General features: G+C 46.7%; 11 protein-coding genes and 1 pseudogene. All 12 read left to right on the top strand.

Going from position 1 to position 11832, the window contains the following annotated elements:
- On the top strand, positions 1-1429 hold a 1429-nt coding region (locus tag FT726_RS24055), incomplete at its 5' end, for an AAA family ATPase (protein ID WP_346303576.1).
- A complete protein-coding gene (locus FT726_RS24050; protein WP_346303575.1) occupies positions 1426-3777 on the top strand; it encodes a type VI secretion system tip protein VgrG in 2352 nt (783 codons plus the stop codon). The genes FT726_RS24055 and FT726_RS24050, both read left to right, overlap by 4 nt.
- Before the next feature lie 14 nt (positions 3778-3791).
- Complete coding sequence (locus FT726_RS24045; protein WP_407075089.1) at positions 3792-5648, top strand: M23 family peptidase; 1857 nt, start codon at positions 3792-3794, stop codon at positions 5646-5648.
- 6 nt (positions 5649-5654) lie between these two features.
- Positions 5655-5984, top strand: coding sequence for a hypothetical protein (locus tag FT726_RS27690; protein WP_407075088.1), 330 nt, complete (start codon positions 5655-5657; stop codon positions 5982-5984).
- A complete protein-coding gene (locus FT726_RS24040; protein WP_336698008.1) occupies positions 5971-6738 on the top strand; it encodes a hypothetical protein in 768 nt (255 codons plus the stop codon). Before FT726_RS27690 ends, FT726_RS24040 begins: the two co-directional genes overlap by 14 nt.
- Before the next feature lie 504 nt (positions 6739-7242).
- Entirely contained in the window at positions 7243-7458 is a 216-nt protein-coding gene (locus FT726_RS24035) for a hypothetical protein (RefSeq protein WP_346303574.1), read from the top strand.
- A 333-nt stretch (positions 7459-7791) separates the two neighbouring features.
- On the top strand, positions 7792-8112 hold the full coding sequence (locus FT726_RS24030) for a hypothetical protein (protein WP_346303573.1): 321 nt from the start codon (positions 7792-7794) through the stop codon (positions 8110-8112).
- A gap of 325 nt (positions 8113-8437) precedes the next feature.
- Positions 8438-8737 (top strand): hypothetical protein, encoded by a 300-nt coding sequence (locus FT726_RS24025; protein WP_336698012.1) that lies wholly within the window; start codon positions 8438-8440, stop codon positions 8735-8737.
- Between the two features lie 57 nt (positions 8738-8794).
- Complete coding sequence (locus tag FT726_RS24020) at positions 8795-9268, top strand: XAC2610-related protein (protein WP_346303572.1); 474 nt, start codon at positions 8795-8797, stop codon at positions 9266-9268.
- 195 nt (positions 9269-9463) lie between these two features.
- Positions 9464-9931 carry a hypothetical protein gene (locus FT726_RS24015; protein WP_346303571.1) on the top strand — a complete coding sequence of 156 codons (468 nt, stop codon included), beginning with the start codon at positions 9464-9466 and terminating at the stop codon, positions 9929-9931.
- Between the two features lie 114 nt (positions 9932-10045).
- Positions 10046-11254 carry a hypothetical protein gene (locus FT726_RS24010; RefSeq protein WP_346303570.1) on the top strand — a complete coding sequence of 403 codons (1209 nt, stop codon included), beginning with the start codon at positions 10046-10048 and terminating at the stop codon, positions 11252-11254.
- Positions 11251-11832: pseudogene (locus FT726_RS24005) on the top strand (type VI secretion protein VasK); the annotation flags it as partial. The gene FT726_RS24010 and the pseudogene FT726_RS24005, both read left to right, overlap by 4 nt.

The raw sequence follows: 11832 nt of genomic DNA, 5'->3' as shown, positions 1-11832 counted from the left end.
CACGCTGTCCCGCCGCTATCTGACCGGCCGCCAGCTGCCGGACAAGGCGGTTGACCTGCTGGATACCGCCGCCGCACGTGTGCGCATGAGTCTTGATACCGTGCCAGAACAAATTGTACGCCTGAAAGCGCAACTGACCGCGCTGGCACTGGAAGCGCAGGCGCTTTGCGAAGATATCGCCGCCGGCAGCAACCGTCATGATGACCGCCTGGGTGCCATTGAGCAACAGCGGACTGAACTGGAGACGCGCATCGAAGAGCAGGAAGCACGTTTCAGCCACGAAAAGGCGCTGGCACAGCAACTGACGGCCAGCCGCCAGGACATCAGCCAGCAGGCTGAGATTTCCGACCTGCAACAGCGGCTCGAACAGGCGCAGCAGGGCGATGTGCTGGTTCAGGTGGATGTGGACACCCGCACCGTCGCGAATGTAATTGCCGACTGGACCGGTGTCCCGCTGTCTTCGCTGATGAAAGACGAGCAAACCGAACTGCTAACGCTGGAAAACGAAATCGGCCAGCGTGTGGTCGGGCAGGACGTGGCGCTGACCGCCATCGCCCGGCGCCTGCGCGCGGCGAAGACCGGACTCACGTCAGAGAACGGCCCGCAGGGCGTATTCCTGCTGGTTGGCCCGAGCGGCGTCGGTAAAACTGAAACCGCGCTGGCGCTGGCGGATGTGTTGTACGGCGGTGAAAAATCGCTGATTACCATCAACCTGTCCGAGTATCAGGAGCCGCACACTGTTTCCCAGTTGAAAGGTTCACCGCCGGGCTACGTGGGTTACGGTCAGGGCGGCATTCTCACCGAAGCGGTACGCAAGCGCCCGTACAGCGTGGTATTGCTTGATGAGGTAGAAAAGGCGCACCGCGACGTGATGAACCTGTTCTATCAGGTGTTTGATCGCGGCTTTATGCGCGACGGCGAAGGGCGTGAAATCGACTTCCGTAACACCGTTATTCTGATGACCTCCAACCTCGGCAGCGACCATCTGATGCAACTGCTGGACGAACAGCCGGAGGCCAGCGAAAGCAGTCTCCACGAGCTGCTGCGCCCGATATTGCGCGACCACTTCCAGCCGGCGCTGCTGGCCCGTTTCCAGACGGTGATTTATCGCCCGCTGGCTGAGGCCGCCATGCGTATCATCGTGGAAATGAAGCTGTCACAAGTCAGCAAACGCTTACATCGTCACTACGGTTTGACCACGCAGATTGATGAGAGCCTGTATGACGCGCTGACCGCCGCCTGCCTGCTGCCGGATACCGGCGCACGCAACGTCGACAGCCTGCTCAATCAGCAGATTCTGCCGGTGCTGAGTCAGCAACTGCTGAGACACATGGCCGCCAGACAGAAACCACAGTCGCTATGGCTGAGCTGGAGCGAGGAAGAGGGGATCGGGCTGGAGTTTGACCGGACTGAAGGAGATAACGCATGAACACCCGTCTCCCGATCAGATTCAGCCACAGCCATCATCAGTTGTCGGTGAAGGGATGTGAAGCCGGGCTTAATGTGCTGGCGTTTGAAGGCGATGAGGCGCTCAGCCGGCCGTTCAGCTACCGTATTGAATTCACCAGCTCTGACCATGCCATCAGCAAAGAGATGATGCTGATGAAAGCGGCCTCCCTGACGCTGCAGGCTCCGGTTGACCAGGGTTACGGCATCAAAATACAGCAGGCGGTGCGCACCCTTCAGGGCGTGGTGAGCGGCTTTGAACGCCTCGGTACATCTAAAGATGAAACCCATTATGCCCTGACGCTGCAGCCACGCCTGGCGCTGCTCGACCGTTCACACCAGAACGCCATTTATCAGGACATGTCGGTCCCGCAGATTGTGGAAAAAATCCTGCGCGAGCGTCACACCCTGCGCGGTCAGGATTTCCTGTTCTCGCTCTCAAAAGAGTACCCGCGCCGTGAGCAGGTGATGCAGTACGGCGAGGATGACCTGCGCTTCATTACCCGCCTGCTGGGTGAGGTCGGCATCTGGTTCCGCTTTACCACGGATACGCGCCTGAACATCGACGTCGTGGAGTTTTACGACGGTCAGCAGGGGTATGAAAAAGGCCTGACGCTGCCCTCAGTGCCGCCGTCTGGCCAGCATTCAGACGGAGTGGACGCGGTGTGGGGGATGGAGAGCCATCATAACGTGGTACAGAAGCAGGTCAGCACCCGCGACTACAACTACCGCCAGGCCACGGATGACATGAATACCGAGGTTGATGTGACCCGCGGGGATGCTACCACCTGCGGGGATGCCTACCACTGGGGGGACAACTACCTTACCCAGGGTAATGCGTACGACCGCAATCCGGCTGCGGAGTCGGGGGCGTTCTATGCCCGCATTCGTCATGAGCGCTACCTGAATGGCCAGACCCGGACCCATGCCACCACCAGCTGCCCGACCCTCTCTCCGGGCCAGATGCTCAACGTCACCGGTGGGTATGAAGTGGCCGAGGTGTTTGCTCAGGGCGTAGTCATCACGGCGATGCGCAGCCATGCGCGGCGTGACCGGGATTTTGAAGTGCATTTTGACGGGATCCCGGACAGCACGGATTTTAGTTTCCGTCCTGAGCCAGGCTCACGCCCGGTGATGGCCGGCACATTACCGGCCCGCGTCACCAGCACCACCGAGAACGACACCTACGGCCACATCGATAAAGACGGCCGCTATCGCGTCAACATGCTGTTTGACCGGGATAACCGGGAAACCGGGTTCGAGAGCCTGTGGGTGCGCCAGTCCCGCCCGTATGCTGGCGACACTTACGGTCTGCACCTGCCGCTGCTGGCGGGCACCGAAGTGGCGATTGGCTTTGAGGACGGTAACCCGGACCGGCCGTACATCGCCGGCGTGCTGCACGACTCGGCGCACGGCGACCACGTCACCATCCGCAACTACAAACGCAACGTGCTGCGCACGCCTGCGAACAACAAAATCCGCCTCGACGACGAGCGCGGAAAAGAGCATGTCAAGGTCAGCACCGAGTACGGCGGCAAGAGCCAGTTGAATCTGGGACACCTGGTCGACAGCGAAAAGCAGAAGCGTGGGGAGGGTTTCGAGCTCAGAACCGACAGCTGGGGCGCCATCCGGGCACAGAAAGGGATGTTTATCAGCGCTGATGGCCAGACGAAAGCACAGGGCCAGGTGCTGGAAATGCAGCCGGCGGTCAGCAATCTGGAGGATGCCCGGGAGCAGATGACGTCCATCTCCGATGACGCGCAGAAGGCGACCGCGAACCCGGCCGATCTTCAGGCACAAATTAAACTGCTGGAACAGCAGCTGACGGACCTCAAAAAATCGGTACTGCTGCTCAGCTCACCGGATGGAATGGCGCTGACCAGCGGCCAGCATCTGCAGGTATCTGCTGGTGAGAACCTGATAGCCACTGCCGGTAGAAATGCTGACGTCAGCGTGGTGAAAAATCTGTTCATCGGGGTAGGTAATGCCCTGAGTGTGTTTGTTCGCAAGCTGGGGATCAAGCTCATCGCGAACCAGGGGCCGGTGAAGATCCAGGCACAGAATGATTTGATGGAGCTCATCGCTCGTGGAGAAATCAGCGTCGTCAGTACTGAAGATCGTATCGAAATTATTGCCAGGAAGCAGGTCACGATCAACGGGGGTGGAAGCTATATCACCCTTGATGCCAATGGTATTGAATCTGCCACTCAGGGTGAGTACCGGACTAAAGCCGGGCACTACGGGCGAAAAGAAAAGGCCAGCAAACAAGAAGACTTTCCGAATGTGGCTGCTGAAACCACAGAACCTTCCAGTAAATTCATATTTTCCTGACAAGGAGTCAGTCTATGATTATCAGCCCACCGCTTCTTAAAGCGAAAGAAGCTCATGAAACTGATGTGGCCTGGATTGAGAGAGTGATGACCGTTGTTGATGGTCGTGATTTTCCGGTAAACATCTATGGCTCGTGGCATGGTGGGATCCATATCCATCACACTGACGAGGGAAGGCCTGCGGAGAAAGTGCGGGCGATTGCAGATGGCACCGTCGTTTCACTGCGTAATAGCTCCGACAAACGTGATCAGGCACCACTGAATCACAATGCTGATAAGCCGAACTCTAAAGGCAGTGATGATGGTTATGTGCTGATAAAGCATGAAACTGAGATCGGCAGCGGTGATGAAGCAAAAGTAGTTTTCTACTCCCTCTACATGCACCTGAAGTCGCTGGCTGAAACTGTTAAGGAAGGTGAGAAAGTTTATCGTAAAGATCCGTTGGGTACTCCCGGGGTGGTGGATGGAGTGAATGCGTTCCACTTTCAGATATTCTGCGATGACGACAACATCAGCAAGCTGACGGGCAGGAAAACAGGAGAGCTGGATATTTCGAAGAATGGCCGCACCGATGCGGTTTACGGTGATATTCACTTTTATCTGCCTCCGCAGACAAAGTTTTATGACAAGGCCCCAGCAGATAACAGCACGTCTATCACCGGACTTTCTGAGCTCTATACCAGCAGGGTGCCTCTGTATGCCAGCATGACTCTGGCCCAAGGCAGCTGCACGATGGTAACGCGGCAGAAAAATACGCAGGTTGACGGGAAATATGATCTGCTGGGCGAGCCACTGGTGAATGCTGATGGCAAAGACTACGAATATAATCTCTATAAAACCGCGATGCGGAATTATAAGGAGAGCCCAAGTGCCGGGTTCGAATTACTTCGTTTTGGACGGGTAATCAATACTGAGCATGAAACGCTGGTGCCGGCAGATGCGCCATTATGGATGACGGTCAGTTACCCGGGGGGAAAGGGGGTAGTCAATCTTGCTGATTCCGGTATTAAAAAATTTAGTGACGCTGATTTCCCTCACTGGACGGGCTGGCAGTTGGTCGATGACGATAGTGACAGCGACAGCCAGTGTAATTCAGCCGCTATCAAGAAACTACAGGAAAGCGGTGAGTATGAAAACCAGTGTGGGAAGCTAATCTGTCATTACCCGTTCGAATGGGAAAAAAGCACAATCGACACCCGCTTCTCGTGGCTGAAAACGGGTAGTGAAGAGCATGATCCGATGACGGAAGAAGATTACGCAAAATTTAAAGCTCATGCAGAAGCGCTGTGCTTTGATTCTGGAGTGTTTCGTTCTGGTCGGTTGTGGCATTTTGAGCCAAAAGCATTAATACGACATTTTAGGGCATGCAGTTGGCTCGGCTGTGGTGTAATAGAAAAAGTAATGGCGGCGAATACCAGTAAAAAAAATAAAAAATCTCTTGAAGGCATTGAAAATATTACATCAGAGTACTATTCGGACATAAATAAAATTATGCGAAAGTATAATTTATCTGATGCAAACAGAATTTGTCATTTTTTAGGACAAGGTGCAGTAGAATCAGGTTATTTGTTGTCTATGCAAGAAACCAGCCAGCAACAGATTATTGTCGATGGCGTTCAGAAAGGCGGTGTCATTGTTGAAGCATCAACATTTAATGAAGCTACTCAGTTAGGCCATTGGTACGGAGCTATTGAAACCGAGAAAGATAACTATTTCTCCGGGAAAAAATACAATTCCCGTGGAGGGTACATCACAGGTTCCTATAGCTGGATTAACGGTAACTGTGGAGATGTTGATGCACAAAAATTCAGAGGTAGGGGGTTTAAAATGCTAACTGGCCTGGACACATATTCAAGCTATTGGGTATATTGAGGTTGGTTGTCAAAAAGTGACTTCGATAAATATTGGTGGGATGACCCGGAGTACAAGAAAAAAAATGCAGCCGGCATGAAGAAAAATCCACCAAAAATAGAGGACCCTCAGAAAGTGACAGAGAGTGCATATAACTGTATTGATACGGGTGGTTTTTTCATAGCCTGTTTCAAATCTAAAGTTCTCAAAATTATGGATGAGGACAAGTTTGGGAAACCTGATGATGACAGCATTATTTTGAAAGTAACTAAAGGTATAAATGGTGCAGATAAAGGGATTACAGAAAGGAAAATAGCTACTAAAAAAGCAAAAGAGGTGATTGATGATGAAGTTTAAAACTAATTCATTTTTGTTTATGATGCTTGGTGCTACGGCTTTTAGTTCTTGGGCGGGATATTACAACACAATTGATACTGATGGTGTAAGTATTCATTTTGATAAGGATAAAGCTGGATCTGTAATTGTTCACGATGACAAATTAAATACGGACTACTCATGCAAAATAGATAATTGGAATGATTCATTACTCTCTGGTGCTGGAGGTATTTCTCTAACTAGTGATCATGTAGGCGTGCTTATAGCATCAGGAAATAAATATCTTGATGTTAAGGAGCTTATAGGTTGTAAAGGAGAGTCAATCCGCATTCATTCGATTCCATACTTTAACAATGCAGTTTCTTCTATTATAGATGTGAATTTTGAGAAAAAATTAGTTCTGGCATTGGTTGTGATTGATGCTCAATTTAGATCATATCAGGCGATAGTCTCCAGGTTTAATGGGAATAAAAACCTTTTGTCTGGCAAGGGGTTTTGGAGTAACTCCCCATCTGAGCCAGATGAAAATAGTTTGTTTTACCCTGGTGGTTCAATATATCTAGGGAAAATATCTGTTAATGGGAAATATGTTGCTCCAAACGATTTAGATTGTGCGGCTGATTCATTTCCGGGTGTGTGGGATATAGCAAAGAAAATGAAGGTTGTATTCCCAGAAGATAAAGATGATGCTGTAATTGACAGTAAATGCAAAAATCTTTTTTCGGGTAATAAAACACTGGGTGAGTTGGGGGGGGGGCTTATCAAACCGAATTAATAATTTTTGGATTCTTGTTATTTTTATTCAATTCACTATGCGATAGACCCAACAGTACTTCCCTGAAAGGGGGCAAGCATAGGATGATTCCTATGAAATTAGTTTGCATGTCATTTTTTCTTAGTGTCAGTTCTTTCTCTATGACATCTGCATTTGCATCAGTTGTTAACGATAGAAGTTCATCAGTAATTAGAAATTCGACTCTAATACTGATGTTTCTTCATCATCTAGCTTCGATTCATGTAATGTGCATTTTAGTGGCTATAAATATCAAAAATTAACTGATGATGAATATTTCGAGAAAAAAGACCCTATATCTGAATGGAACTGTTTATTTTCAGGAGAGGCTTTCGAGGCCGGGTATGATAGTCAGCAGGTTAACAGTAAAGGTCTTAATGTTAGCAGTTCAGACAATAAAATTATTGATGATTATAAAACAAAGATTGGAAATCAGCTCCTGATAAAACATATATAAAGAATGGGAAGCCTAGTCATCTATCCTTAATGAAGGTTAAACGTAAAAATTCAACTGGGTTTATGGTTGTTAACAGTATGGCCAAGTTGAAAGATGGAAGTGTCGGTGAAAGTATTTATTTTTGTTTGATTCACGGCAATAACGCTCTTTGTGGTTCGGGATATGGCGCTGTAACGAATTCTGGTGAAGGTTTATCTAAAAAAACATTGAAGCCTCTTGAATGCATCTCATTTGATGTAAATTAAAAATCCAATCCTAAAATCTAAAATAACAGTATGGGCGAGGGAGTGGTTAATTATGAATAATACAATTATAATGTTGGGTTTTGTTAGTGCCATTTATTTTTTTCATTGGGCGCGTCTGCGCATGAAGTAGATATATCATCGGCAGTAAAAAGCTATACCTACAAGGATGGAGAACCTTACGGCCTATCACAAGTATATCAAAATGATGCACCTGACACCGGTTTCCCGCCTTATTATATTTTCCAGAAGTTAGGCAAAGGGAACGCATATCCATTTGTTTTTAATCGCGAAGGACTACCAGGTAAAGACGAGCCATACAGTCGATGTAACGTAGTGCTCAAAGTTAATGATCAATATCTTATACCCAACAGGAATTATAAAACTGGATATGCCGAAGATTCTGAACCATGCCTTGGCGTCGATAGAATGCAAATCATTAAAGATAGCAAAGATATTAAATGGTATGTGACCGAGGCTTTATATCAGTCAGAAGGTGATACGCCAGATAAAACTGAAGAAGTATATTTTTACTCTGACAAGGTTTTTTGCTACTCAAAATATTTTAGTTCAAAACTAGCTGCAGGTAAAATTAAAATAAAAGACCTCGAAAATTCATCTGTGGATGAGAAAAACGCTGAGGAATGTGCTAAATAAAACCCAGTGGTAATGCTAATTTCCACTAGGATCTCGTTGATAAAATGAATAAAGCTCAAAACGACAGGTTTTATTAATACATTGCATATTATTTTAGAGACACTGCCGCAGAAGTGAATAATTAAAGTATATCATATTTAGATGGACTAACAAATGAATCTGATTACTACAATAATTGCCTGTTTTTTATTTCATTTAATGTATATGCATCAGGCGTTACATTAAATGGAAATGACTCAATAACTGTAGACATTAACAATCATACAAAGACTCTAACCTTTGACACTGTATCAATGGCTATAGTGATAAATGCAGTTGCGATAAAATGGTTCTCTGGGGTAAGCCGAAAGTAATTAATGAGGGCAATCCACAAGATACTAATGTGATTCTAGTAGACCTAGAACACAGGTATAGAAGAATTGAAAAAGGTGTGAGTGAAGGTGTTCTTGGCGTTGATTTTATAAAGGGAAAGGATCTCGCTTATATTGAAACCAATCAGGGGTTGTTTTTTAATCTTGCAAATAGAAAGCTGAAACCAGTAGGGGCAGAGTTTGATCCTACAGATGATAATAACTTTGAGACTTGCAAGAAAGATAGCTCGTGGGAGTTTAACAGATATCCTTAGCTAACGTTTCGTGTAAGCTTTGCCGTAATATCACGCAAAACATCTAAAGGTACTATCATGAAATATATTATTTTCCTTTTGTGTTTTTTTACAAAGGTTGCATTTGGTTGTGATAATGACATTTTAGATGTTAATAGTGCAAAGAATATTTCTGCAAATGTTTTTTTGAAGGATAATAATTCGTTGGTAGTATCAATTTTAGATGCGGGCAAGCTGGTTAATGTAGAAAGCATAGATGTTTCATCTGAGAAGAAAAATCACATTACATTTGAAGATTATAATCATGATGGCTATAAGGATTTTAGTATTTGGCATCTGGATGAAGGTATGAGTACCTATAAAATCTATAGGTTATTTATTTTTTCCCCTGCGGGTAAAAAATTTATAGAGGTAATGCCCGCATGCGGCGATGAATTTGTTAATGTCAGGGTGGAGGAGGGTAATTTGATTAATGTGATTAATGTGATTAATGACGATAATGCTCCAAAATCTTGTGCTATGTCACTAAAAATTTCAAATAAAAACCGTTGATATGTAAACATGAGCAAGATGAAAATATTGCTTAGTTATTGGGTCGATACAGGAACTCAGCTGTTACGCAGAAAAAATAGCTAGGTTTAATAGCATTTTAGAACATTAGGTAGCCTGCTTTTAAGTACACTTTGTATGTGCCTAGCCATTATGAAAAACAAGAATTAGATTATTTCCCCATATAAGGAATGAATTGTGAAATTTTTAAAATTGCTGGCGGTGATATTTATGTTGATGACATCTTCTGCATTTGCAATGAGTTCAAATCCAAAATTGGCTCCTCAGCAGACAGTTATTAATTTTATAAGTGACTATGAGCAGTGGAATGAAGAAGCTACGCAAAATCTAAGTGAAGACACTGGTTTTCCGGCAAAAGATGAGTACATTAAATTACTTAATAAGTATTGCACTCAATCTACAAGCAGGATTGGTTATGATGTCTATGGTCAATACTCGTTGCATATTGCTGATAGAGAAAAAATACTCAGCACTACAAGAAATGGTCAAGAGGTTATAATTAAAATAGGGGTGTCGTCCAGATTTGGAGATACGGATGCTGATATGGATTATTTTGAATATCACCTGATTTGGGATGAAAATAAATATTTAATTGAAGAGGTATATCATCTGTCAAAATCTGGTAAAAAAAACAAAACATTATAACTTCACAAGTTAGATTATTAGATGATCTCTTGCAAAAAAATTGCTGGGGCATCTAACTTGAAGTTTGTTAAGTATAGTGTTTGAAGTTTATTTTAGTTATTTGGCTGAGAAAATATGTTTTATTCCCTAAAGCGTCTCCCTGAATGTTATCCACGACCGGTCACACCAAAAAAAACACGTTGGATTGCTGTCCTGGTGGCGATGCTGGTCATCAGCGTGATTCTTATGCGGATATTCGGACGATACATCGATAACAGTCACTTCTGGATGTTGACCATTGGCACACCATTAGTTGTGTGGATTGTGTGTTTCACTATTCGCATGTGGGCCTGGTCATTACAGGACAGTAAAGCGAATGGTTTTGACCGGCGGCGGGAGCAATGGATCTTGAGTGAAACCCGTAGGACTCGTCGTGCGCTTCAGGTGTTGAATACGTCATTTATTACAGCCCACCAGGAAGATGAACAGCGTTCAGTCGCTGATGATATGCTCAATAATCACAGCATTATCATTTCGCAGTCGGACTGGAAAGGCGAAAAAAGCAGGAGGCTGAGCCGTATTACGGCAGAACCAGAAGATACTCCTGGATTGGTCATCTCACGTCTGTTCTCTGAGCTTATTGCTGATCTTCCCGTTCACCGGTTTTCTGAGAACGCTTCGCTTGTTGTCATCCTCAATGTCTCGTCATCTCTGCCATTCCCTGCTGTCAGAAATATCTGGCAGGAAGCCTGGCAGGAGAGTGGCATAAACTGCGCGTTTGAGTACACAGTCAGCAATGGTCTGGGGGTAGTCAGCCACTGGCTGGATCACCGCTTTAAAGATGATGCAATGTTATTGATTGTTGGTCTCCAGATTGATCCGGTTATTTCAAACAATACTGCTGAAGCAGCCGTTGCTCTGCTTCTTGGCAATCGCCTGACCCAGAAGACACTTGAACCTCTCGCGTTGCTGCACCGGCCAGATGCTGCTCCAACCGGTGAATTGAGTGAGGGGATGAACATGGCTGCTTATAACGTCCCGCTTAAAGAAAATATCGTGAAAAATTTATGGCTCGCCGGGCTGACAGGTGAGCAGCGTGCAGAAGTTATTAAGTGCCAGAATGCGCACCCTGCGCAGTCTGTAGAGGACGAAACCGTCATTTCGCTCGATATCTCCATGGGACATGCCGGAGCCGCAGCCCCCTGGCTGGCTATCGCCGCCGCCACTGAAATCGCCCGACAAACTCAGTCACCACAGATGATTATCTGCGGTGATACCACACAGAATGTGCTGTGGAGCACGCTCATTACCCCGATTGCTTCCCGACAGGAGATGGATCCTTGAAGCTACCTTTAGCACCGAAGACTACGGAAGGCCGCTATCTTGCTGTCGCATTGATTTTCTTTTTGCTGTTAGCCGTTATGACGCTCATGGTCTGGAAGCATCCGGATATAGCCGGGATTGAAGACGGTAGTCAGCAGCAAATTTACTGGCTTATTGCCGGCGGATGTATTTCAGGCTGTGCCCTTATCGTATCCGTGGTGCTTCTGGCGGCGGTGCGTAGTGCCGGTAAGCAGGAGTTTAATGCGCTTGTCGACAATACCAACGGTGATGATGAGAAAAAGCAACGGGATAATGATAAAGCGCCTGTTCACCCTGCGGTAGTCATGTGTAACAGGATTCGGACGCATCTCCGCACCCGTATTGGCCTTTACTGGCGTCGTAAAACCCGTCTGTTGTTAATCACTGGCGATGAGGCAGCAATCGAACAGCTGATTCCTGGCTTGCAGGAAAACCAGTGGCTGGAAGGCAACCGCACGGTCTTGATTTATGGCGGCAGCCTGACTGCTGAGCCCGATAAGGAAAAATACACCGCGCTGCGTAAACTGCGCCGCGGGCGCCCGCTGGACGGGATTGTCCGC

Source organism: Pantoea sp. Morm, from assembly GCF_016643525.1.
Taxonomy (GTDB): Bacteria; Pseudomonadota; Gammaproteobacteria; order Enterobacterales; family Enterobacteriaceae; genus Pantoea; species Pantoea dispersa.
This window is presented reverse-complemented; position numbering and strand designations above follow the sequence as displayed.